Origin of the sequence: Synechococcus sp. H55.10 (assembly GCF_047502715.1) — a bacterium.
Lineage (GTDB): Bacteria > Cyanobacteriota > Cyanobacteriia > Thermostichales > Thermostichaceae > Thermostichus.
The window spans coordinates 19,385-40,970 of record NZ_JANSJJ010000044.1 but is presented as its reverse complement, the minus strand read 5'-3'; the positions used below and the strand labels follow the sequence as shown (position 1 = coordinate 40,970).

At 61.7% G+C, this 21,586-nt stretch carries 23 protein-coding genes; 10 read left to right on the top strand and 13 right to left on the bottom strand.

Annotated features, from left to right (window positions below; genetic code table 11):
* Window positions 1-9 precede the first annotated feature (9 nt).
* On the bottom strand, window positions 10-636 hold the full coding sequence (locus NW858_RS04195) for a GerMN domain-containing protein (RefSeq protein ID WP_414335278.1): 627 nt from the start codon (window positions 634-636) through the stop codon (window positions 10-12).
* A gap of 176 nt (window positions 637-812) precedes the next feature.
* Here NW858_RS04195 and atpD point away from each other — a divergent pair, with 176 nt between their 5' ends.
* Complete coding sequence (gene atpD, locus NW858_RS04190) at window positions 813-2,246, top strand: F0F1 ATP synthase subunit beta (RefSeq protein ID WP_414335276.1); 1,434 nt, start codon at window positions 813-815, stop codon at window positions 2,244-2,246.
* Between the two features lie 50 nt (window positions 2,247-2,296).
* On the opposite strand, the gene rppA is transcribed toward atpD, so the two are convergent.
* Both rppA and rsmI read right to left on the bottom strand, forming a co-directional pair.
* Entirely contained in the window at window positions 2,297-3,010 is a 714-nt protein-coding gene (gene rppA, locus NW858_RS04185; protein WP_414519922.1) for a two-component system response regulator RppA, read from the bottom strand.
* A gap of 3 nt (window positions 3,011-3,013) precedes the next feature.
* Entirely contained in the window at window positions 3,014-3,937 is a 924-nt protein-coding gene (gene rsmI / locus NW858_RS04180) for a 16S rRNA (cytidine(1402)-2'-O)-methyltransferase (protein ID WP_414519920.1), read from the bottom strand.
* Between the two features lie 99 nt (window positions 3,938-4,036).
* Here rsmI and NW858_RS04175 point away from each other — a divergent pair, with 99 nt between their 5' ends.
* Both NW858_RS04175 and cbiB read left to right on the top strand, forming a co-directional pair.
* A complete protein-coding gene (locus tag NW858_RS04175) occupies window positions 4,037-4,501 on the top strand; it encodes an Rrf2 family transcriptional regulator (protein ID WP_414519918.1) in 465 nt (154 codons plus the stop codon).
* On the top strand, window positions 4,501-5,529 hold the full coding sequence (gene cbiB / locus NW858_RS04170) for an adenosylcobinamide-phosphate synthase CbiB (protein WP_414519916.1): 1,029 nt from the start codon (window positions 4,501-4,503) through the stop codon (window positions 5,527-5,529). Before NW858_RS04175 ends, cbiB begins: the two co-directional genes overlap by 1 nt.
* A gap of 158 nt (window positions 5,530-5,687) precedes the next feature.
* On the opposite strand, the gene NW858_RS04165 is transcribed toward cbiB, so the two are convergent.
* The 4 genes from NW858_RS04165 to NW858_RS04150 all read right to left on the bottom strand — a co-directional run bounded on the left by NW858_RS04165 (window position 5,688) and on the right by NW858_RS04150 (window position 9,087).
* Entirely contained in the window at window positions 5,688-5,972 is a 285-nt protein-coding gene (locus tag NW858_RS04165; protein ID WP_414519914.1) for a hypothetical protein, read from the bottom strand.
* Window positions 5,969-6,553: a thylakoid membrane photosystem I accumulation factor gene (locus NW858_RS04160; protein WP_414335264.1), complete on the bottom strand. Its 585-nt coding sequence runs from the start codon at window positions 6,551-6,553 to the stop codon at window positions 5,969-5,971. Before NW858_RS04160 ends, NW858_RS04165 begins: the two co-directional genes overlap by 4 nt.
* A gap of 72 nt (window positions 6,554-6,625) precedes the next feature.
* Entirely contained in the window at window positions 6,626-7,846 is a 1,221-nt protein-coding gene (locus NW858_RS04155; RefSeq protein ID WP_414519912.1) for a ribulose bisphosphate carboxylase small subunit, read from the bottom strand.
* Between the two features lie 62 nt (window positions 7,847-7,908).
* Window positions 7,909-9,087: a TRC40/GET3/ArsA family transport-energizing ATPase gene (locus NW858_RS04150; RefSeq protein ID WP_414335260.1), complete on the bottom strand. Its 1,179-nt coding sequence runs from the start codon at window positions 9,085-9,087 to the stop codon at window positions 7,909-7,911.
* Window positions 9,088-9,269: 182 nt separating this feature from the next.
* Between NW858_RS04150 and psbQ the strand changes: the two genes are divergently transcribed.
* On the top strand, window positions 9,270-9,668 hold the full coding sequence (gene psbQ / locus NW858_RS04145) for a photosystem II protein PsbQ (protein ID WP_414335259.1): 399 nt from the start codon (window positions 9,270-9,272) through the stop codon (window positions 9,666-9,668).
* Window positions 9,669-9,906: 238 nt separating this feature from the next.
* Here the strand turns inward: psbQ and NW858_RS04140 are convergent, their stop codons facing one another.
* Both NW858_RS04140 and NW858_RS04135 read right to left on the bottom strand, forming a co-directional pair.
* Window positions 9,907-10,128 (bottom strand): hypothetical protein, encoded by a 222-nt coding sequence (locus tag NW858_RS04140; RefSeq protein WP_414334777.1) that lies wholly within the window; start codon window positions 10,126-10,128, stop codon window positions 9,907-9,909.
* Window positions 10,128-11,939 (bottom strand): S8 family serine peptidase, encoded by a 1,812-nt coding sequence (locus NW858_RS04135; RefSeq protein WP_414348464.1) that lies wholly within the window; start codon window positions 11,937-11,939, stop codon window positions 10,128-10,130. Before NW858_RS04135 ends, NW858_RS04140 begins: the two co-directional genes overlap by 1 nt.
* Window positions 11,940-12,201: 262 nt before the next feature.
* Between NW858_RS04135 and NW858_RS04130 the strand changes: the two genes are divergently transcribed.
* A complete protein-coding gene (locus NW858_RS04130) occupies window positions 12,202-12,894 on the top strand; it encodes a MotA/TolQ/ExbB proton channel family protein (protein ID WP_414334779.1) in 693 nt (230 codons plus the stop codon).
* 3 nt (window positions 12,895-12,897) lie between these two features.
* Window positions 12,898-13,323 (top strand): ExbD/TolR family protein, encoded by a 426-nt coding sequence (locus NW858_RS04125; protein WP_414334775.1) that lies wholly within the window; start codon window positions 12,898-12,900, stop codon window positions 13,321-13,323.
* A gap of 20 nt (window positions 13,324-13,343) precedes the next feature.
* Here NW858_RS04125 and argF read toward each other — a convergent pair whose 3' ends face one another.
* On the bottom strand, window positions 13,344-14,261 hold the full coding sequence (argF, locus tag NW858_RS04120) for an ornithine carbamoyltransferase (protein ID WP_414334778.1): 918 nt from the start codon (window positions 14,259-14,261) through the stop codon (window positions 13,344-13,346).
* Between the two features lie 117 nt (window positions 14,262-14,378).
* A complete protein-coding gene (ctpC, locus tag NW858_RS04115; protein WP_414334774.1) occupies window positions 14,379-15,674 on the bottom strand; it encodes a carboxyl-terminal processing protease CtpC in 1,296 nt (431 codons plus the stop codon).
* Between the two features lie 313 nt (window positions 15,675-15,987).
* Here ctpC and NW858_RS04110 point away from each other — a divergent pair, with 313 nt between their 5' ends.
* The 4 genes from NW858_RS04110 (at window position 15,988) to NW858_RS04095 (ending at window position 19,754) form a co-directional block, all read left to right on the top strand.
* On the top strand, window positions 15,988-17,355 hold the full coding sequence (locus NW858_RS04110) for a glutamate-5-semialdehyde dehydrogenase (RefSeq protein WP_414334773.1): 1,368 nt from the start codon (window positions 15,988-15,990) through the stop codon (window positions 17,353-17,355).
* 253 nt (window positions 17,356-17,608) lie between these two features.
* Complete coding sequence (locus NW858_RS04105) at window positions 17,609-18,142, top strand: RNA recognition motif domain-containing protein (RefSeq protein ID WP_414334772.1); 534 nt, start codon at window positions 17,609-17,611, stop codon at window positions 18,140-18,142.
* A gap of 83 nt (window positions 18,143-18,225) precedes the next feature.
* Complete coding sequence (locus NW858_RS04100) at window positions 18,226-19,017, top strand: DsbA family protein (RefSeq protein ID WP_414348466.1); 792 nt, start codon at window positions 18,226-18,228, stop codon at window positions 19,015-19,017.
* A 23-nt stretch (window positions 19,018-19,040) separates the two neighbouring features.
* Window positions 19,041-19,754: an HNH endonuclease gene (locus NW858_RS04095; protein ID WP_414519910.1), complete on the top strand. Its 714-nt coding sequence runs from the start codon at window positions 19,041-19,043 to the stop codon at window positions 19,752-19,754.
* 56 nt (window positions 19,755-19,810) lie between these two features.
* On the opposite strand, the gene NW858_RS04090 is transcribed toward NW858_RS04095, so the two are convergent.
* Together NW858_RS04090 and NW858_RS04085 are read right to left on the bottom strand one after the other, a co-directional pair.
* Window positions 19,811-20,911 carry an SPOR domain-containing protein gene (locus tag NW858_RS04090; protein WP_414348472.1) on the bottom strand — a complete coding sequence of 367 codons (1,101 nt, stop codon included), beginning with the start codon at window positions 20,909-20,911 and terminating at the stop codon, window positions 19,811-19,813.
* Window positions 20,912-21,101: 190 nt separating this feature from the next.
* Window positions 21,102-21,509, bottom strand: coding sequence for a hypothetical protein (locus NW858_RS04085; RefSeq protein ID WP_414334768.1), 408 nt, complete (start codon window positions 21,507-21,509; stop codon window positions 21,102-21,104).
* Window positions 21,510-21,586: the final 77 nt, after the last annotated feature.

Sequence of the window (21,586 nt, the reverse complement as noted above, 5' to 3'; positions counted from 1 at the left end):
TCAAGGGTTTCAAGAGGCTGATACGGCTGACGGCTTCGCCTCAGGTTCTGCCGGCAGCTGGAAGCTGGGCACAAACGAGGCCCGCGTCAAGGGTTGGTCGATAATTAGCCCTTCCCCCCCCAACACCTCGAGGGCGCGCCCCTCGACGGAGATCCACACCCGCGCGCCGGGGTTCTGGCTGGTGGCCGTGTAGAGCACCTGCGCGATCCGGCTCATCATCGCCGTGGATCCCCCCCCTTGCGTGAATTCAGAAGAGAAATTGAGGAAAATATCGTTGCCTTCCACCCGCACATCCAGCAGCCGCGTCTGGGAGGGGATAGCGGTGGCAAGGTGGGGATCCCGGGGGCCGGCAATCAGCTCTTCCAAGGCCAGACGAATGGCCTCTTGGGTGTCAAAAGCGCGCAGGGAGCGCTCCTGCTGCACGTAGTAGATGGAATTGTCAGCACTGGTCAGCCAGTACAAAGAAAGGGTTTGCCGCGGCCCGATGCTGTACCACCAAGCTCCCCCCATCACCCCCAACCCCAGCAAAAAGCCGAGGATCCCCAGTTGCAGAGCCGGGCCGCGCCGGGGGCGAGGACGCCGTCCTCCCAAGCGGACGGAGCCAAGCTGTGCAGTACGCCCTCCGTAGTGATCCATCGCTGCCATTCCCCTGTCTTGCCTAGCTCTAGGGTAGCGAAGAAAAGCCTACTCTGTCGCAGAACAAGCGCAGCAGCAACTGGATCCCTTTATTTGTATGATGATTAATGACTTATCAACATCAACCCGGCTTTGCTGAGTCGATAGCTGCGCACACAAGGAGCTGAGCCTCAACTATGGTTACTGCCACCGCTACTGCCACCAATGTTGGCTACATTACACAGGTCATTGGCCCTGTGATCGACGCCGAGTTTCCCAGCGGCAAGCTGCCCGAAATTTACAATGCCCTCAAGGTGGAGGGCACAACCGAAAGTGGCCTGAAGATCAACATCACCTTCGAGGTGCAGCAGCTTCTGGGAGACAACCGCGTGCGGGCGGTGGCCATGTCCTCTACCGATGGCTTGGTACGGGGCATGCCAGTGGTGGATACGGGCGCTCCGATTACCGTACCGGTTGGGCAGCCCACCCTAGGTCGTATTTTTAATGTGCTGGGAGAGCCGGTTGACCAAGGGGAGCCCGTTCAAGCTCAAGAATTTGCCCCCATCCACCGCAGCGCGCCGGAGTTTGTCAATTTGACGATTAAGCCAGAGCCCTTTGAAACGGGCATTAAGGTGATCGACCTGCTGGCCCCCTTCAAAAAGGGCGGCAAGGTGGGCCTGTTTGGCGGCGCCGGCGTAGGCAAGACGGTGCTCATCCAAGAGCTGATCCACAACATCGCCGAGGAGCACTCCGGCCTATCGGTGTTTGCCGGCGTGGGAGAGCGCACCCGCGAGGGGAACGACCTCTACAACGAGATGAAAGAATCGGGGGTGCTGGACAAGGTGGCGCTGGTGTACGGCCAGATGAACGAGCCGCCGGGCGCCCGTATGCGGGTGGGCCTGACCGCCCTGACGATGGCGGAGTACTTCCGCGACGTCAACAAGCAGGATGTGCTGCTGTTTATCGACAACATCTTCCGCTTTGTGCAGGCCGGGTCGGAAGTGTCGGCGCTGTTGGGCCGCATGCCCTCGGCGGTGGGGTATCAGCCTACCCTGGCCACCGAAATGGGCAACCTGCAAGAGCGCATCACCTCTACCAAGCAGGGATCCATCACTTCGGTCCAGGCGGTGTATGTGCCCGCCGATGACCTGACGGATCCGGCACCGGCGACGACGTTTGCCCACCTGGATTCGACAGTGGTGCTGTCGCGCAGCTTGGCCGCCAAGGGCATCTACCCGGCGGTGGATCCTCTGGATTCTTCGTCCACCATCTTGCAGGCAGACATTGTGGGTGAGGAGCACTACAACACCGCTCGGGCGGTGAAGCAAACGCTGCAGCGCTACAAAGAGTTGCAGGATATCATCGCCATTCTGGGGTTGGACGAGCTGTCGGAAGAAGACAAGCTGGTGGTGGCCCGCGCCCGCCGTATCGAGCGCTTCCTGTCGCAGCCGTTCTTTGTGGCGGAGGTGTTCACCGGCTCGCCCGGCAAGTACGTGAAGTTGGAGGACACCATCAAGGGCTTCCAGCGCATTTTGTCGGGAGAACTGGACGATCTGCCGGAGCAGGCTTTTTACCTGGTGGGCACCATCGAGGAGGCCATCGAGAAGGCGGAGAAACTCAAGTCTAAGTAATGCCCTCACCCCCAGCCCCTCTCCCGGCGGGAGAGGGGAGTTGATGACTGCTAGGGATCCTCGGCCACAGGCCCGAAGCGGTAGCCTTTGCCATAGACGGCGTGGATCAACTCGGGGGAGCCGGGCAAGCGCAGGCGACGCCGCAACAGGCGCACCTGGGCGGCCAGGACGTTGCTGCTGGGGGGATCCTCGCCGGCCCACACCCGCTCGTAGATCTGCTCGTGGGTGAGCAACTGGCCAGGGTGGGTCATGAAGTACTCCAGCAGGCGGAATTCCTTTTGGGAGAGGTGGATCATCCGCCCCTGGCGGTAGGCCACTTGGTTCTCCCGATCCAGCTCCAGATCCCCAATTTGCAGGCGAGGGATCCCTTCGCCGGGGCTGGCGGCCCGCCGCAAGAGGGCCCGCACCCGCGCCAGCAGCTCCCGCAGCTCGAAGGGCTTGACCAGGTAGTCGTCGGCGCCGGCGTCCAGCCCTTCCACCCGGTCGTCGAGGGTATCTTTGGCGGTTAGGAAGAGGATGGGGGTGGCGCGGGACGCAGTTTTTTCCACCTGGCGCATCCGTTGGCAGAGGGAGAGGCCGGACAGTCCCGGCAACATCCAGTCCAGTACCAGTAGGTCGTAGGGTGGAGCTGGGGGCTTCTGCAGCAGCTCCCAGGCACTGTTTCCCTCGTAGGCCACGTCCACGCTGTGCCCCTCTCGCCGCAGGTGCTGGGCCAGGGAATCGGCCAACTCCACTTCGTCGTCCACCAACAAGATGCGCGCCATGCTCTAGGAGTCTGTCTCGTCGTCGGTTGCCGGAGGGGTCAGGGAGGAATCCGAGCCGGGAGGCGGCTCCAGTTGCAAAGAGAGATCATAAAGGCGGCGCCGCGTCCAGAGGTGGGATCCCTGGAAGCGCTGGGCCAGTTGCCGGCTGGCGGCGGAGCGGGGAAGGCCCTCGGCCAGCAGGCGGGCCAGCTCCTGGCGAACTTCCGCTTCGGAAGGGGAGGTTTCTGCATCTTTTTCAGGGGAAGGTCGCCCCTCTAGAACAAGGGTGAACTCTCCCCGCGGTGGCTGGGCGGTGCAATGCTCGAGAGCGGCGGCCAGGGATCCCCGCCAGAAGAACTCGTGCAGCTTGGTCAGCTCACGGGCCAGCACGATCTGCCGCTCCGGGCCGCAGTGAGCCAGGAGATCTTGCAGAGTTTGCTGCAGGCGGTGGGGGGCTTCGTAGAGGACGATGGTGCGCTCTTCTTGGGCCAGTTGTTGCAGACGGGCCTGCCGCTGGCTGGCTTTGAGCGGCAAAAAACCCTCGAAGACAAACCGCCCTGTGGCCAGCCCAGAAGCAGCCAAGGCGGCCACTGCCGCTACCGGGCCAGGCACCGGGATCACGGGGATCCCGGCTTGGATGCAGGCGCGCACCAGTTCTTCACCCGGATCGGAGATGGCGGGTGTGCCGGCATCGCTAATTAGAGCCACCGACTGCCCTGCCGCCAGATACTTCAGGATTTGCGGGATCCGCTGTGCCGTGTTGTGCTCGTGATAGCTGATGAGGCGGGCGGAGATCTGAAAGTGTTTGAGAAGCTGGCCGGAGTGGCGGGTGTCTTCTGCTGCCACCCAGTCCACCTCCCGCAAAACCCGCAGCGCCCGCAGGGTAATGTCTTCGCGGTTGCCGATAGGGGTGGCCACCAAGTAGAGGCCGACGGTGGGGCGCTCCATCCCGACGAGGCCAGAGCTGAGCGGGTACTGCTTTCTAGGTTAACCCCTCTAGCCGGGATCCCTGTGGCAGGATCGGGAGAGACTGGCGGGAGAGAGCAGGTGCGGCTGACCACGCGAGCTACTTACAGCATCCGGGCTTTGCTGGATCTGGCGATGCTCGGCGCGGGGCAGATGGCCTCGGTGCGGGCCATTGCTGAGCGACAGCGGATCCCGGCCCCCTATCTGGAAAAGCTGTTGATCGAGCTGCGCCAGGCCGGTTTGGTCTGTTCGCAGCGGGGGGCGCAGGGGGGCTACCGGCTGGCACGAGCACCGCGGCGGATCCCGATCAGCGCCATTTTGGCAGCGGTGGGAGAATCTCTGGATCCGCTTGTGGAGAGTTCCAAAGCTTCAGCCGTGCCTCAGGCAGGCTCGACGGAGCGGCTGGACTGGGTGACAGCGGCTCTCTGGGAGCGGATCGCCCGACGGGCGCAGCAGGTGCTGGAGGAAACCACTCTGGAGGATCTGTATTTTGATGCCCGCAGTTGGCAGGCGGCTCAGGATCAGGAGAGTGGATTTGTGGTCTGATGGGCAGGATGGAGCGCTTGCCCTTTTTCCCGACTCAGCCGGCTGCTGCGCTGGTGCTGGCGGCAGCGCTGGGTCTGGATTACTGGTTGGCAGATCCCTGGGGGTGGCCCCATCCGGTGCGGGTGATGGGGGCGGTCATCGCCTGGGGACAAGGCTGTATCCTCAAGCACTGTTCGACCCCACAGGCACAACGGTGGGGCGGAGCAATGCTGACACTGGCGCTGCTGGCGGGATCCTACGCGGCAGGCTGGGGGCTGATCGCCGTTGCCCAGGCTCTCCACCCCTGGGCAGGGATCCTGATGCACGCCATCCTGATGGCCAGTTGCCTGGGGGGGCGCAGCCTGCGCTTTGCCGCCTTGGAGGTGTTGGATCCCTTGGAAAAGGGGGATCTGCTGCAGGCCCGCCAATGCCTCAGCCGCTACGTGGGCCGGGATACAGAGCACCTGACGGCGGCGGAGATTTTGCGGGCGGTGATCGAGACGGTGGCGGAAAATACCCCGGACGGGGCGACGGCCCCTTTGTTCTATGCCTTTTTGGGAGGGGCGCCCCTGGCTTTGGCCTACAAGGCCAGCAGCACGCTTGATTCGATGGTGGGCTATCGCCATGCCCCCTTTACCTACCTGGGCACGGTGCCGGCCCGCTGTGAGGATGTGTTGACCTGGCTGCCCTGCCGGCTGACGGTGTTGACGCTGGCCCTGTTCAGCGGGGATCCCTGGGGGTTTTGGCAGCGGTGTCGCCGCGACGGGCGGGCGGATCCCAGCCCCAATTCGGGGTGGAGCGAGGCGGCCTTTGCCTGGCGGCTGCAGATCCAGTTGGGAGGCACCAATTGCTATCGCGGGATCCCCAAAGAGAAGCCCAAGGTGGGGATCCCAGCCCGTCCCTTGAGCCCCCAGGTGGTGCGGGAAAGTCTGGGGCTGCTGCGGCAGATTCTGGGGGTGTGGGGAAGTTGGATGGTGGGAGTAACTCTAGTTCTCAGCTTGGGAGAGGGGCTGGGGGCCACTTCGGTATCGATTATTTGGTGGTATTGAGAAAGTCGCCGAGATTGAGGATGGTGTTTTGCTCGCTGACGATGGTTTGGATATCGTCAGGCAAGTTGCGGACGTACTCGAGCTGAAGGGCCTAGGGCGTCGCAGGCGCATGGGAAAGGGCTCCGGGATCCAAGACTTTTGATCGTTCTTAACGGGTGCTAGCTCAGCACCCAGCGCTGGAGAGCAATGCCAAGAAGCAGGCCCAGGCCGCCAAAGCGCAGCACCTGCCAAAAGGTGGCGGGGACAGGGTTAAACACTTCCAACAGGTAGGCTTGCAGGCGTTGCTCCAATTGGCTGACTTCCGCCTGAATTTCAGCCCAGTGTTCGGGGGAAAGCTGGGACAGGCGCTCCAGCTCGCGTAGATCGGCCAGCCGCGCTTGCAAGCTCTCGAGCTTGGCTTGCAGAGCCTCAAGCAAATCCGGGGAATCGGGAGGGGCGGTCACGGCTGTGCCTCGGCTGGGGGGGCGGGGGAACGGGGTCGGGAAAATCCGGTTTGGATCTCGTTGAAGGGCTTGGCTTTGATCACCCCTGGGGGGACGGGATCCAGGTGGAAGAGGGCGCGAATGGCGTTTTCCACTTCCGTGATGGGGCGGTTGCCGATGGATTGATAAGCAATGTTGCCCTGGGAGTCAAAAAGAAGGGTTTGGGGAACGCGACCGCTGTAGTACTGGCCGCGCTCATCCCCGGGCAAGAGGGAATCGACAGAATAAGGGATGAAATAGACTCCCAGCCCATAGCGAACTTGCAGGTTGGCCAGGGTGGCAGCGTATTTTTTGCAATCGCTGCTGTCGTCGATGTAGTAGACGAGGAGGGCCGGGATCCCTTGTTCTTTGGCCTGCTTCAGGGAGACACGAGGGGGGATCATGCCGCCGTTGGAGCCGTAGAGGGCAAAGATGTTGCCGTCGTAGCGGTCGTCGTTGAGGAGGGCATTGGCAGGCGGAGACAACCAGCCCATGAACACGACGCACAAAGCCACCAGGAGAAGGCGCAGCCACAGCATGATTTGGAGAGGATTGTCGAGCAAAGAGGGGGCTCCCTCATTGTGCCATTTTGCTCTGGCGCCGCACTCCCCCTTCCAGTTTGCGATGGGATCCCCTCATGGACGTTGGATAATGGTCTCGATCCGCCGTTGTTTTTTCACTGGATCTACGCCCACCAGCCGGATGTAGTCCTTGGGAAAACGGCTGAGGCACTGCTCGACAGTCTGACAGGCAGCGGCCCATTCTTTCAGGTGGGCAACTCCACACTCCTGCCAGGAATGAACCCGGTAGCGGCGCGGATCCGCGTGCTCCACCTGGATTTCGTATCCTTGCGCCAGGATCTGGCGAATATGGGCCTGCACTTTTGGGTTGAGCGGAACGGGGGGAGGATCGACCGAGTGAGCAGCCCCAGGAGGGGATGGCGGGGAAGCGGGAGGCGGCTCCTGGGAGGCGGAGCGCTTGAGGCCAAGGTATTCTTCGGAGAGGCGACGGGCTTCTACTTGTTGTTGCTCGGCTTTGAGCTGGTGGCCGGCCTGGATCAACTGCTCCAGAGAAAATCGCGGCGGCGGAAAGTGGGGGGCGCCTTCTTTGCTTTTGAGCAGGCGAAAGGCTATGCCCTCTAGGCCCACTTGTTGGATCAATTGCCATACCTGCTCGTCGTAAAGTTGGGCGCGCAGGGCGCCGAAAAAGTCGATGGCCTGTTCAGGAAAAGTGTCCACCAGGCGCTCGACTTCCTCCAGCGACAGCCCGTCAGCCTGAAAAATGCCGTGAACGATGTGAACGCGGTCGGTGCGGCTGGGCTCCCAATAGAACTTGCGCATGCGCCCATCGCGGATGAGGGGGGCATAGAGGGTGGAAAAGTCATTGCCGGTGGCGATGATGGGCACGCGTGGCAGAGGCTTGGGATCGTAGCTGCCGGGAAGCTGCACGTTGGTGGGGTTGTCGGCGATGTTCATCAAGGTGGCGCTGACCAGTTGGGTGTTGACGGTGTACTGGGTCATGGTGTTCAGACGGCCAGCACCGGCATCCAGGTCGTTGATCATCAGCACGGCCATCTGGCCAAATTTGCGGATGTGCTCGGCAGCTTCACGGTAGCGCAGACGGATCATGCGAGCCGGATCCCCGGCGTCGGGACTTTCCAGCTCACCGCCGGAGATGTGAACGGCATAGACCTTCATGCGCTCGAAAATCAGGTTGCACTGAAAGGTCTTGCCCTCACCCTTACGCCCGTGGATGCCCAAGATGAGCGGAACCGGCACGTCCGGCAAAGGGAGATGATTCTTCGTCAGGTGCAGGGCGACGACCTTGAGGAAGGTGGGGGCAATGTAGTAGCTCATCCGCTCCGGGTTAGCTGGCTGTTTGCTATTTGAGGATACCTCTTCGGCAGAGGGCTACAGGCTCAAGCGGCAAAATGGATGCGCAGGTAGTCTTCTTCCATCTTGGCGCGGGCCGGGGTCATGGCTGCCAAGGTCTGGGGCAACACCAGGTTGCGGCGGTGGTTGCCGATGCGGATGTTCAGCTCATCCCCAGTTTTGCTCAGTTCCACCTGCTCTTTCGGGATCCCGGGCAAGTACAGATCCAGGCGGTACTGGCCGTTGTCGGTGACCACATGCATCGTTTGCTCGGTGTAGAACACTTCCGCCGGGTTGCGCTCTCCCCAAAGGTCTTTTTTCAGGCGGGCCAGGGCGTCCCACCCCACCAACTCCTCGGAGTACAGCGGGATCTCCACCACCGGTAGAGGAGCAAAGTTCTCGTGGATCTCCCGGCGATATTTTTGTTGGGCGGCCTTCCAGGCAGCAAAGTAGGGATCCACCACTCCATCCGGCAGAATGCGGTTGGCAATCACCAAATCGGTGGCGACGCCGTAAAGGCTGAGGTAGGCGTGGGCCCGCAGCGATTCTTTGATCACCATCTTTTCGGGGTTGGTGACCAGCCGCACCGAGGTGATGCGGTTGTTGGTGAGGATGCCCTCCAGCCGCTCGATCTTCTGGTAGAACTCGTAGGGGGCATCCAGTACCTGGTCATTGGGCAGGGGGATCCCGGTCAGTCCCTTCACAATTGGCTCGGCAATAGGACGCAGCATCTGCGCCAAGCCCTGCAGGGGCTTGTAGAACTTGCGCATGTACCAGCCGGAAACATCCGGCAAACTCAAAAGGCGCAGAGCCGTGCCCGTAGGGGCTGAGTCGATGATGAGCACATCGAACTTGCCCTCGTCGTAATGGCGATTGACCCGCACCAGGGCAAAGATCTCGTCCATCCCCGGCAAAATGGCCAGCTCCTGCGCCTGCACCCCATCCAGCCCACGCGCCTGCAACACCTGGGTAATGTAGGTTTTGACGGATCCCCAATTCAGCTCCAGCTCGTTGAGGGCATCCAGCTCCGCGCCCCAAAGGTTGGGTTTGACCTCCACCGGCTCATGGCCCAAGGGCTGATCGAAGCTATCGGCCAACGAGTGGGCCGGATCGGTGCTCAGCACCAAAGTTTTCAGGCCGATCTCGGCACAACGCCAGCCGGTCGCCGCTGCCATCGAGGTTTTGCCGACCCCACCCTTGCCGGTCATGAGGATGATGCGTTGCATGAGAGCGCCATTTACATTCTTTTACAGGATAGCTCTAGCCTAGCCGATTTGCTCTGCTCTTTGAGAGGTAGCCGAGGAGCTGGGGTGCAGCCAGCAGGTAAACTATTGATTTGATTGCCGATCGTGTCGGCGGGACGGAGTCCTTGAAATCAAGCCTGTTGCAGGCATGTGGGAGGTACGTGATGATCTGTCGCTGGCGGAGTGTGTTGCTGGTTGCCATCCTGACATTGGGGCTGTGGCTGGGATCGCTTCCTGTACAGGCGGCTGCAGGCTTGCCCCGAGAGCTGCAACAACTGGAGCAACAGGTGGAGCGGCTGCAAAGCCTGGTGGAGGCGGAGGACTGGTTGGAGATCCGCTCCTACATCCACGGACCGATGGGCCTGACCCGCAAGACCTTGACCGGCCTGGCGGCCACCTTGCCGGATCGGCAAAAGCGGGAAGTGCTGCGCCTGGCCAAGGAGATGGGCCGTAGCCTGGAACAACTGGACTTTGCCGCCAAAGCCTATGACCAACCGGAGGTGGAAGCAGCCCAGGCCAAGGTGAAAAAGACGTTGCAAGAGTTGGAGGCCGTGTTTTCCTAGGCTGTGTTGAGCTGACCGTCATTTCAAACGGCAATGAAACGGTTCGTTACGTTCATCCCCAGCTCCCCTCTCCCTGAGGGAGAGGGGCTGGGGGTGAGGGATGTCTCTCAGGGAGAGGGGCTGGGGGTGAGGGATCCAGAAGACGCTGGCGCAGCGAAACATCCCAAAAAGTTAGAAAAAATGGGGATCCCTGAGCGGGGATCCCCGATTTGTTTGATCGATCTGTATCTGGGCCAAGCTAGGGCTGCCGTCGGAAGCTCTTCACCTCCAAGACCGGCCCCACCTGAGCCACCGTCACCATGTCTTCTTTGAGCTGTCCCTGGATGGTGACTTCCAACCCCTCTTGTAAGAGCTCTTTGGGGGCGCGGAAGAGGGCATAGTGCTGGCCGGAAGGCAGGGTCAGCACCCACACCCCTCCTTCGATATCCAGGAACTGGATGGTACCGCTGTATTCTTCCATCACCGCCTCAGCGCTAGACCGGTGCTGTTGGACTGGGACTCCAGGATGGCTTGTGCTCCCAAATAGGCCAGGCCCAGGCAGAGCAGGCCATTGAAGAGCAAAAAGGAGCGACCCAGCCAAGCAGAGGATCCAAGCCATACTACCCCCTCATAGAACAGAGATCCGGACAAGAGCAGATGGGAGGCCATGCCGATAGAGAGGCCGATCACCGCCCAGCGCCAGCGCCGATGGCCCAGGAGCAGCACCAGCAACAGGCCCGGGATCAAGACGCTGGCAAACAAGGGGTTCAAAGCGTTGGTTTGGGCCAAGGCGGTGCCCAGCTCCGGCAGGGAGCTCCCCGCCAATTGGAAGGGCCAGCGAGGGGCACCCACAATGGCCAAGCCCTGCAGTGGGAAGAGGCCGGCGCTGCCCAAGAGGATCCCGGCCAGCAAAGGCACTGTTGCCCGCATCGGCTTGGGAGCCAGCCACCAGCGGATCAGCACCAGGATGATGTAGCCGCCTATCACCATCAGCAGCTTGGGCACCAGGGCAATCGGGCCGCCATCAAACCAGAAGCGCGGGTTGAGGTAGCCGTTGTTGTTCAGGTATTGCAGGAAGTCCTTCAGCCACAGCACCAGGGGGTTCTCCTCTTGCTGACCGGTGGCTCGGGCCAGCGCCTTGGCAGCATCCAGACGACCGGCCCCGTAGAAGTTCTGTTTGTCGCCGGGCACCGGGGTGGCCGACATCTTCAGCACCTCTTCCACCTTGTCCGGGTCTTTGATGCCCTGGGCTTGGATCAGCGCCGCCACGCCGGCCACGTGGGGAGTGGCCATGCTGGTGCCTTGGAAGTAGGCAAAGACCGGCTCGTTGGGGTTGCGGCGGTTGATGGTCTGCTGCAGAATGCCGTACTCAGGGTGATCGGGGGTTTTGGCGCCGCCCGGGGCAGAGATGTCCACCCCCACCCCATAGTTGGAGTAAGGGGCTTTGCTGCCATCGGGGCCGGTGGCCGAGACAGCGATCACATGCGGGTAGCGGGCCGGGTAGCTCACCTGGTCGGAGTTTTCGTTGCCGGCGGCTGCGATCACCGTCACCCCTTTGCTGTGGGCATAGGCTACGGCCTCTTCCATCAGTCGGGCCGAAGCGCGGCTACCCAGGCTGAGGTTGATGATCGTGGCCCCGTGGTCGGCAGCATAGCGGATCCCTTCCACCACATCCGACAGGGAGCCGAAGCCGTTGGCATCCAACACCCGCACCGGCATAATCTTGGCCTTGAAGGCGATGCCGGCTACACCCAAGAAATTGTTGGTGGATTGGGCGATGGTTCCCGCCACATGGGTGCCGTGGCCGTTGAGGTCTTCCGGGTCCTCATCATCGTCCACGAAGTCATAGCCCTGCACAAATTGAGTTTGGGCCAGGTCGGGAACTCGCGTCACCCCAGTATCCACCACGGCTACCGTCACCCCTTCCCCCTGAGAGATGTCCCAGGCTTCCGGCATGCGGATGGCCCTGAGATTCCACTGCTGGGGATAGAGGCGGTCGTTGGGCACAAAGGCCGCCTGGAATTGATAGTTGGGGTGAGCGTACTCGATCAAAGCTTCGTTGGTGAGCCGCTTGACCAGCCGCCGCGTGGATCCCAGATGGTCGGCATCCACGTCAAATAGGTAGATCGCTTCTTGGCGGGCAAAAGCGCTGTCGCTGCTGGGGCGGAGCGTCAAATTATACTCTTTGGCGATAGCGGCAATCTGGCTGGGGGTGGCCGTATTAACAAAGTTGACCACGATGCTGTCGTAGGGGGTGGATCCCTTGCCGCAAGCCGTCAACAGCAGTGCCATCAGTCCGGCGCAGCAAAGGCCCAACCAGCGTCTGAATTTCATAATTCACGCCCTCGGGATCCAAACCAAAATGGTTGCAACCAGTATGCCTTCTGGATCGACGATTGACGAGATGCGATCCGGGATTGGGGCAAAATTGCCAAAAGGTGCAACCTTCGCCGCGCAAGAAGGGATCCCAGCCCTGCCGAGAAAGTGCTATGACAAGATGAGCGAAGAAGAAGGGGGAAGTCAGGGTCGTATGGATAGAGTTTTGCAGCTCCTGATCCAGGGTTGGTACTATTCCATCCCCCTGCTGACGTTCTCGGTCTTCTCGGTGGCCTGTTGCATCGAGCGGGCCTTGTTCTGGTGGAAGGTCACCCACCGGCAGGAGGAGGTGGTGCGGCAAGCCCTCAGCCAGTACCGCCGCAACCCACGCGCTGCCCAGTATCTGCTGGAACAAAATGCCGACCTGCCCATTGCTCGCATCTTTTTGGCCGGCCTGGAGCTGAACGAAGCCAGCCCCGAAGATTTTAAGTTGGCCCTGGAAACAGCCCTGGCGGCAGAGGTGCCCCTGCTGAAGCGCTTCAACACGGTCTTCGACACTGTCATTACCGTTGCCCCCTTCCTGGGACTGCTGGGCACGGTTACCGGCATCATCCAGATCCTCAGCTCCATCCAACTGGGAGATATCGGCGGCACCGACACACAGGGGGTGGGTCAGGGGATTGCCGAAGCCCTCTACTCGACCGCCTTTGGGCTGATCGTGGCCATTCCCACCTTGCTGATCTCCAATGTCTTCCGCTCTCTCTACCTGCGGCAACTTTCCAAGATCCAGGAGTACGGCGGCGAGCTGGAGTTGCTGCATCGGCAGCGGCAAGAGATGCAAGCCCAGCAACTTTCCCAGTACCCCTACACGCAGTCCAGACCCGGTGGCAGCTCCACCCTTCCGCCCTACTCTTCGCTTGAGCCCTCTTAAGCCATGCGCATCCCCGAAGAAAACTTCCGCTCCGGCGAGATTAATATTGTGCCCTTGATCGATGTCATCTTTTCGATCTTGGTGTTTTTTGTCATCGCCAGCTTGGTGCTCACCCGCTCGGAAGCGCTGGATGTCAACCTGCCGGACGCAACCACGGCCCAAGTTCGTCTACAGCCGGATGTAACGGTGAGCATCACGGCAGAAGGCCAGATCGCCGTCAACCAGGAGAAGATCGCCGATATCTCCGCTCTGATCCCGACGGTGGAACGCATCCTGGCCGAGAAGCCGGCTGAAGGGCGCCGCCTGGTGGTGATCAACGCCGATTTGGCCCTCTCCCACGGCAAGGTGGTAGAGGTGATGGATACCCTGCAGCGGCTGCCCAACGTCAGCCTGGCCATTGCCGCCCGCCGCCCCGCCAATAACCGTTGACACCTTCCCTCTCTCTGGGGTCACCCTGCCCCCAGCAGTTGGATCAGCAGCGCCTTTTGCACGTGGAGGCGATTTTCTGCTTGATCCCACACACGGGACTGGGATCCCTCTAAGACCTCGGCAGTAATCTCCTCTTCCCGGTGGGCAGGCAAGCAGTGCAGCACGATAGCCTCGGGATCCGCCTGTTTTATCAGCGCGGCGTTGACCTGGTAGGGCAGGAAGTGGGCTTTGCGGGCCTCGGCCTGATCCTCTTGGCCCATGCTGGCCCACACGTCGGTATAGACCACCTGAGCTCCTGCGACTGCTGCGTAGGGATCCCGTAAGACCAGCACCTGCGATCCCTGGGCCAGGGCTTGCGCTTCTGCCACCACCGCCCCATCCGGCTCGTAACCGGGGGGTGTGGCGACGCGGATGTGGATCCCGCTCATGGCACAGCCCAGCAGCAGGGAATGGGCAACGTTATTGCCGTCGCCGCAATAGGCCAAGGTCAGGCCCGCCAGTTGGCCGAAGTTCTCCTGGATGGTGAGCAGATCGGCCAACACCTGACAGGGGTGAAACTGATCCGTGAGGGCGTTGATCACCGGGATCTCGGCATACTCGGCAAAGATCTCCAGCTCTCGCTGGTCGTAGGTGCGAATGGCAATGACATCCAGGTAGCGGGAGAGGACGCGGGCCGTATCCGGCAGGGGTTCGCCGCGGCTCACCTGCAGCGCCGTCGGTACCAGATCCAGGGTGCTGCCCCCACACTGGGCCATGGCAGCAGTAAAACTGACGCGGGTGCGGGTGGAAGCCTTTTGAAACAACAGCCCCAGCACCCGACCCCGCAGATCCGCCCGATAGGGATCCCGCTTCAGTTCCGCCGCTTGAGCCAGCAGGGCCGATAGCTCTGCCGATGTCAGGTCGCTGAGCCGGAGCAGATCCCGCCCGGCTAAGTTCACAGATCCCACGGTCTTCGACTCGGCCATAGTGCCGCGCGCCACCTCCACGAACAACCCAGCATTGCCAACCCCGCGTTGGTCTTTGAGCCTCAGCTCGACCACGGCCTCAGGATCCGGCTACCGCGAAGAGGAACGAATGGCCTCTTGGGCCTGTTGCCGACGGGCCGAGATCTGAGCCTGGAGGGCCTGGATGGCGGCAGCATACTGGGGGTCGGCCGAGGTGGCCACCAACTCCCGGTTCTGGCCCAGCCGCTTCAGATCTTCTTCAGACAACTCCACCAAAATATCGGGGGTGATGCCCTTGTGATCGATGTCGGTGCCGTTGGGGGTGCGATAACGGGCGATGGTCACCGCCAGGCCCGACCCATCCGACAGGGGATGCACCGACTGCACCAGGCCCTTGCCGAAGGTTTGCGTGCCGATGATCACGGCGCGACGGTTATCTTGCAAAGCCCCCGACAGGATCTCGCTGGCGCTGGCGGATCCCCCATCCACCAAAACGGCCAAAGGCTTGTCGGTGAGGGCGGTGTTGTTGGCCGTGAGGCGATCCTGCTCCCCTTGCCGGTTCACCGTCGAGACAATGCTGCCTCGGTCGATCCACATGCGGGCGATCTCGGCGCTGGAGTAGAGCAGCCCCCCTGGGTTGGCCCGCAGATCGAGAACGTAGGCGGCCACCCCTCGTTTCTCCAGCTCGCGAATGGCTTGGCGCATCTTCTCGGCAGCGTTGCCGGAAAACTGGGTGATGCGGATGTAGCCGATGGGCAGGCCGCTTTCCTCGTGAACCTCGTAGCGCACGGTGGCCAGCTCGATTCTCTCCCGCACCAGGTCGAACACCTTCAGCCCTTCTCCCTCGCGGCGGATGGTCAGCCGCACCCGCGTACCCGGCTCGCCCCGAATGAGGTTGACCGCGGCGTTGGTGTCCATGCCTTCGGTGGATTTGTCGTCGATGCGCACGATCACGTCTTTGGATTTGATCCCGGCCCGGTCGGCGGGGGACCCTTCGATGGGGGAGATCACCACCAGCTCGTTCGTCTCTTGATCCATGCCCAGCGTGATCCCCACCCCGGTCAGCTCGCCGGATGTATCAATTTGCATGCTGGCGAACTGATCGGGATCCAAAAAGCGGGTGTAGGGATCGTTCAGTTTCTTCAGGGCTTCGCGAATGGCCGCATAGGCATCTTCTCGGGTGGCATATTCTCGGCTGAGCAGATCCCGCCGCACCGCCTCCCAATCGACGGAGTTAAAGGAAGGATCGACGTACTCGCGATTGACGATCTGCCAAACTTCGTCCACCACTTCTTTGGGATCCCGGCGAAACCCTGCCCAACCCGGACTGGATAGCTGCACGCCAACCAGCGACACGGCTGTGACTACCGCAGCCGTTGCACTCACCACAAACCCACGCTTTCTCATTGGCTCTCCTGGAAGACAAGGTGCTAAAAGTCGAGGTTGACGAGGTGGATCGCTAACCGTCCGGGAACGGAAGTGCAAGCAAAAGCTTTCTCTCGTCCGCCCTCATCCCAGAAGCATCGGAGATGAAGGAGGAGTACCCCGCCGCAGCCGGTGGGATCCAAAGTTTGGTAGGCTGCAAATGGCACAGCCCGAATGTGCCTAACCTAGCATAGGGATCCCCACAAGGGCGCTCCTGGGATCCCATTCATCACACATCCCAACCCAATTGCCGCTCTTTGTTCTGGATGGGCGCTTGTGCCGCCTTCTTGACCCTATGTCCCTCTCCACCGACTGCCCCAACTCGCTTGCGGCCGCTTTCGATCGGCCTTTGCTGTCCCAAGTGCAGTTGGCCCGCGCTGCCGCCCAGCGCACAGCCACCTTGCCCACTGCTATTAAAAATGCTGCTCTGGAGGCCATGGCCACCGCCCTGCTGGAACACCAAGAGGCCATCTTGACGGCCAACCAGGCGGATTTGGAGCAGGCAGCAGAGAGGGTCGAGGCCGGGGAGTTGTCGGCAGCCGCCTATGCCCGCCTGAAGCTGGATCCCCACAAGTTGGCGGACATGGTGGCCGGAGTGCGGCAGGTGATCCGGCTAGGGGATCCGGTGGGCCGAGCTTTGCTGATCCGAGAGCTGGACGAGGGGCTGGTACTGGAGCGGCGCACCTATCCTTTGGGAGTGCTGGGGGTGATCTTCGAGTCGCGGCCCGATGCTCTGGTGCAAATTGCCGCCCTGGCGGTGAAAACGGGCAATAGCGTCTTGCTCAAAGGGGGATCCGAAGCCCTGCTCTCTTGTCAGGCGTTGATGGCGGCCATCCAAGCGGGGCTGCAGCAGATCCCGGACTTTCCCCAGGGATCTTTGCAGCTGCTCACCAGCCGTGAGGAGATCAAAGCCCTGCTGCAACTGGAGGGGCTGGTGGATCTAATTATCCCCCGCGGCTCCAGCAGCTTTGTCCGCTACATCATGGAAAATACCCGCATCCCGGTGCTGGGCCACGCCGATGGCCTGTGTCACCTGTACGTGGATCGGGCTGCCGATGTGGAGATGGCGGTGAGGCTGACGCTGGACAGCAAAACCCAGTACCCCGCCGCCTGCAACGCCATCGAGACCCTGCTGGTGCACGCGGACATTGCCCCCCAGTTTTTGCCCCCGGCGGTCCAGGCGCTGCGCGAGCAAGGGGTGGAGTTGCGCGGGGATCCCCGCTGCCGCGAGCTGGTGCCGGATCTGATCCCGGCCACTGAGGCCGACTGGAGCACCGAGTACGCCGATTTGATCCTCTCGATCAAGATGGTCGGCTCCCTTGACGAGGCCATTGCCCACATCCAGCAGTACGGATCCCGCCATACCGAGGCCATCGTAACCGAAGATGCCGCCGCCGCCCGTCGATTTCTGGATGAAGTGGATGCGGCAGGAGTCTTTCACAATGCTTCCACCCGCTTTGCCGACGGCTTCCGCTACGGCTTTGGGGCAGAAGTGGGGATCAGCACCCAAAAACTGCCGCCGCGCGGCCCGGTGGGTTTGGAGGGCTTGGTGACCTACCGCTACCAACTGCGAGGGCAAGGACATCTTGTAGCCGACTATACAGGCCCGCAGGCCCGGCCTTTTCAACATCGAGATCGTCTGAACAACACCGGTTTGGCCTAGGGGACAGGGCCTGCCCCGGAAAGGTTATGAGGCAAGCGTTCATAAAAACCGTTCTCCTCGTCTTGGCGGCTCCAGGTTGGGGTAGATTAAAGAATAGCTCTGTGATTTGCAAAGGTTGTGCTTCGTGTCGCGCTGTGGTGTGACAATTAACGATTGGGTTCTGGACTCCAACTGTGCCGACTTGAGCGCCTTTGACCCAGCACCTTGCTTTTTGGTCGCCTTTTGTTATTTCGATTAGGAGCTTCACTGAATCATGTCTGTGCGTCTGTATGTCGGAAATCTGCCGGAAGAGGTGGATCGTCAGGCGTTGGAGAAGCTCTTTCGCTCTGCCGGCGAGGTGATTTCCACCAAGGTGATTCGGGATCGCAAGACCGGCAAGTGTCGCGGCTTCGGATTTGTAACGGTGAACACCGAGGAGCAGGCGCAGCAGTACATCGAAAAGTTCAATGGCCACAGCTTTGGGGATGTTAACTTGCGCATTGAGATCGCCCAGCCGCGCGACCGAGGGGAAGAGGCCCCATCCAAAGCGGCAGCTCCTGAGCCCTCAGCCAAAGAGTCTGGCAAGGAGTCTAAAGATTCCAGAGCATCCAGAGATTCTGAGGCCAAAGGCTCTAAAGATCCATCAGCAGGAAACTCTGCTCCCAGCAAAAAGCAACGCCAGCGCGGCAACAAAGGCGGGCGCGCCACTGTCGCTGCCGCCAGCGAGGCAGCCTCTGAGCCGGATCCCCGCTGGGCCAGCCAGTTGCAGCGGATCAAGGAGCAGCTTCTGCAGGCCACCAATTCCTGATCCCCCCGAAGGAGTGATAGACACCGTTGGGATCCGACGGTAGGCTGTGTGGAGTTCTGGGCATGTCTGAGAGGGGGGTTAGGATGAATAGGCTGGTGAGGGTTTTTCGCGCTTGGGCTCAGGCCGGACTTTTGCTTGGGCTAATGGTTCTGCTGGGAGTGGGAAGTGGAGCTGCGGTTTTCCTGCCGGCGGCGGCGGCCCCGGCAGATTTGGAAGAGCAGGTGCTCCAGATCATTCGCAAGAACCCCCAGGTGATCCTAGAGGCTGTCCAGGAATACCAGCAGCGACAGTACCAAGAGCAACAGCAGCAGCAGCAGCAGTTGGCGGAAGAATTTGGCCGTCAGTTGCGGGAGAACCCGCGTGCCGTCATCGGAGACTCTCCCCAACTGGGATCCGAGGCTTTGCGGTTGGTGTTGGTGGAGTTTTCCGATTTTCAATGTCCCTTCTGCGCCCGCGCCCACGATACCCTCAAACAGTTCATGGCCGAGCACGGGAACGAGGTGACCTTGGTGTACAAGCACCTGCCCTTGACCAGCATCCACCCGGAGGCGATGGCGGCGGCTCGCGCGGCTTGGGCTGCCCAGCGCCAGGGTAAGTTCTGGGAATTTCACGACGAGCTGTTCGCCAACCAATCCCAGCTTGGAGATGCGTTTTATGTGGCCACTGCCGAGAAGTTGGGCCTGAACGTGGAGAAGTTCAACCGGGATCGGCGCAGCCGGGCGGCAGAGCGAGCCATTCAGCGGGATATGGATCTGGCCTCTCAACTGGGCATTGGCGGCACGCCCTATTTCATCTTGAACGGCATTGCCTTCTCGGGGGCGCAGCCGCTGGAGGTGTTTGAGCAGACGCTGCAACAGGCCAAACAAGCTCTTTAGCCCGTTCAGGGTCTTAGGTCCTGATGTCGAGTCCCTATCGTTGCCCGGAGTGTGGGGATGAGTTCCTGTTTCGACCGGATCCCTGCCCCACCTGTGCCAGCCGACAACGCCAGAAGCAGCGGGCCGCTCGCGCCAAGGAAAAGCGGGGCAGCTACGACCTGACGGGCCAAGTTGCTGCTGCCGAGTTCTGGCAACTGTTGCGCTGGTACCCCTGTTGCCCCTGCTGTGGCAGGCCATGGTCACAGGTGGGATCCGCTCCTGTCCAGGATCACATCATCCCCCTCAGCCGCGGAGGGCCCAACACGGCTGCCAACTTGCAGCCCCTCTGCCCGGCCTGCAACGGCTGGAAGGCAGACTTTCTCATCTATTTCGACAGGGCCGTGCCGGGTCAGGTGCGACCCTTGCCCCAGCACCTTTGGCCCAGCTTTCGGCGTTGGCTCCGCCTCACCGGGGCCAATCGGGGGGTGGAGGATGTCCACAGCATCTTGTCCAGCCCCTGCGAAAGGCAACTGGACTGGTTGGATCCCAGCTTAGATCTTGGCGGCGGGGATCGCCCCCACGTGGTGCAACAGTTGGCCTATCCCCTGGCCAGCCCGCCCCAATTGCAGGCGGAAACCCTGCGCCTCACCCTAGTGGCGATCTCACTCGCAGAAGGATCCCTGGCGATTCCAACAAGCGGTGCAAAGGGCAGCGAGGCCCAATGGGGCTATTCTCAACAGCAGCGGGACGGTTCCTGACCTCCCCTCTCCCTCAGGGAGAGGGGCTGGGGGTGAGGAGCTGAAGCTGGCTGCTGCTACTCCACGGGCAGGATGCGGGCGTCAAACCCCGCCTCGGCCAGGGCGCGCCGCGCCTGTTCGGCATTGGCCCGCTGCCGGTAAGTGCCCACCTGAATCACAGAGCCGCGCACAAAAGCGTCAGGGGCAAACTGCTGCAGCTTGGGCAGCGCCTCTGCGCCGGCGGATACCACCACCCAAAATCCGCCTGTGCCTTCTTCGCGCAGGGATGCGGGAGAGGGGGTGGGATCCTGAACCAGAAGCGGTCGAGAGCGGCGCAGATCGGCGGGGAAGATCCCGGCTTCGTAGCCTCGGTCGGCCAGGTACCGCACCTGTTCGGCGGCAGCAGCCGGATCGGCAAACCCGCCCGTGCGCACCACCCGCAGGTCGTCGTAGATCAAAGGCAGGGATCCCTCTAGCAGTTGTTTGAGTGCAGGCCATTTCTCACCGCTGGGATCCGCCACCAACACCCAGTAGCGCTCCCCCTGAGGTGGATTGGAGTCAGGATCCCCTACAGCTTCCTCCCCTGCCAGCGACACCGCCACTGCCGGCAAGCCCTGGGCGGTCAGCCAGCGGGCCTGATCCTGCGCCAGCGACAGGCGGGAGAAGGTGCCCGTCTGCAAAGCCGCCTGGCCGCGGTACTGCACCACAGCAGCTCCTGGAAAAAAGCGGCGCACCCGCTCTTCCAGCCGGGGATCCCTGCTGGGGTTGGGCACATAGGTGGCAAAGGGCCGCTGGGGATCGGAGGGGGGAGCCGTTGGCGCCGGCGGGGCAGGGTTTTCAGAGCTGGGGGAGGGGCGGTCGGGCGCTGTTTGGGCGGGAAAAGCGGGCGAAAGGGGCGGATCCGTATCTTGACGGCTCACCACCCGCACCGGCAAGCCCAACCGTTCCAATTCAGCCTGGCGGCGTTGGGCGTGGTTGCGGTTGATAAACGTCCCCGCTAAAATGAACACCTGCCCGTCCCCTTGCACCAAATAGGCATCCGGCACCTGGCCGCGCACCTGGGCTAGAGCGGCTGCCTCGTTGGCCAGCACATGTACCTGGTAGCGGGTCAAGGCCAAAGCAGCAGGCAGGGCGAGGACAAAAGCCGCCAGGGATCCGGCCAAGAGGGCCGCTGTCATCCCCAGCCGTGGAGCAGGGAGCCCCTGCCACCCTGGAGCAGCCCTTTGGTTTATAAGCCATCTGCGGCACTGAAACAGCCCGGCGTTCACGGGATAAGCACAGACTTAGCGCATTTTTGGGTGCATCTCTAGTATAGACAGGTCGGCAGAACTCCACCCCTGGCGGGAATGGTTTGCGGCCCAGGGGTTTTCAGAAGCGGCGGCGCCGGCGGCGCCGAGCAGTCAGGGTGCGGGATCCCCCCAGGGCAAAGCGGATGATCTCCGTCTTGTACTGCTGCGAGCCCTCTGTGTAGTGGGCAAGCTGAATAGCGGATCCCTGGCCGGAGGGAAGAGCTGGCAAGGGCTGATCCGGGGTTTCGGCTTCGAGGGCGATGAAAAATCTTAGACGCAGCAGCACCTCCAGTTTAGACAGGCGCTCGGTCTGTTCGGGCACGAGGCGGCCGAGAGAGATTTGGAGGCGCGGCCTGCGGCGCCGGGATCCAGGGCGGCTCCAAAGCTGCCGGGCCAACGTCCACAGAGAGGCTTGCTCAGGAGACTTGACCAATAGCTTCCAGCCTGTCAGCGGGTTGAGGCCATAGGTAAGCAGCAGAGAATACATCGGCGGCAGGAAAGAGCAGAGGAGCGTTTTGAGTTAATGTCAAAAGGATAGCCCATAGGCCAACTGTAGCACTGCTA

Excerpts from the sequence above, each read along its gene's own strand:
- rppA (WP_414519922.1), bottom strand. The coding sequence starts at position 3,010 with ATGGCGCGCATCTTGTTGGTGGACGACGAAGTGGAGTTGGCCGATTCC.
- NW858_RS04090 (WP_414348472.1), bottom strand. The coding sequence starts at position 20,911 with ATGACAGCGGCCCTCTTGGCCGGATCCCTGGCGGCTTTTGTCCTCGCC.
- NW858_RS04085 (WP_414334768.1), bottom strand. The coding sequence starts at position 21,509 with ATGTATTCTCTGCTGCTTACCTATGGCCTCAACCCGCTGACAGGCTGG.
- NW858_RS04125 (WP_414334775.1), top strand. The coding sequence starts at position 12,898 with ATGCGCATCCCCGAAGAAAACTTCCGCTCCGGCGAGATTAATATTGTG.
- NW858_RS04195 (WP_414335278.1), bottom strand. The coding sequence starts at position 636 with ATGGATCACTACGGAGGGCGTACTGCACAGCTTGGCTCCGTCCGCTTG.
- atpD (WP_414335276.1), top strand. The coding sequence starts at position 813 with ATGGTTACTGCCACCGCTACTGCCACCAATGTTGGCTACATTACACAG.
- rsmI (WP_414519920.1), bottom strand. The coding sequence starts at position 3,937 with ATGGAGCGCCCCACCGTCGGCCTCTACTTGGTGGCCACCCCTATCGGC.
- NW858_RS04105 (WP_414334772.1), top strand. The coding sequence starts at position 17,609 with ATGTCTGTGCGTCTGTATGTCGGAAATCTGCCGGAAGAGGTGGATCGT.
- psbQ (WP_414335259.1), top strand. The coding sequence starts at position 9,270 with ATGATCTGTCGCTGGCGGAGTGTGTTGCTGGTTGCCATCCTGACATTG.
- NW858_RS04100 (WP_414348466.1), top strand. The coding sequence starts at position 18,226 with ATGAATAGGCTGGTGAGGGTTTTTCGCGCTTGGGCTCAGGCCGGACTT.
- NW858_RS04140 (WP_414334777.1), bottom strand. The coding sequence starts at position 10,128 with ATGGAAGAATACAGCGGTACCATCCAGTTCCTGGATATCGAAGGAGGG.
- ctpC (WP_414334774.1), bottom strand. The coding sequence starts at position 15,674 with ATGAGAAAGCGTGGGTTTGTGGTGAGTGCAACGGCTGCGGTAGTCACA.
- NW858_RS04110 (WP_414334773.1), top strand. The coding sequence starts at position 15,988 with ATGTCCCTCTCCACCGACTGCCCCAACTCGCTTGCGGCCGCTTTCGAT.
- NW858_RS04135 (WP_414348464.1), bottom strand. The coding sequence starts at position 11,939 with ATGGCACTGCTGTTGACGGCTTGCGGCAAGGGATCCACCCCCTACGAC.
- NW858_RS04155 (WP_414519912.1), bottom strand. The coding sequence starts at position 7,846 with ATGAGCTACTACATTGCCCCCACCTTCCTCAAGGTCGTCGCCCTGCAC.
- NW858_RS04150 (WP_414335260.1), bottom strand. The coding sequence starts at position 9,087 with ATGCAACGCATCATCCTCATGACCGGCAAGGGTGGGGTCGGCAAAACC.
- NW858_RS04095 (WP_414519910.1), top strand. The coding sequence starts at position 19,041 with ATGTCGAGTCCCTATCGTTGCCCGGAGTGTGGGGATGAGTTCCTGTTT.
- cbiB (WP_414519916.1), top strand. The coding sequence starts at position 4,501 with ATGGGCAGGATGGAGCGCTTGCCCTTTTTCCCGACTCAGCCGGCTGCT.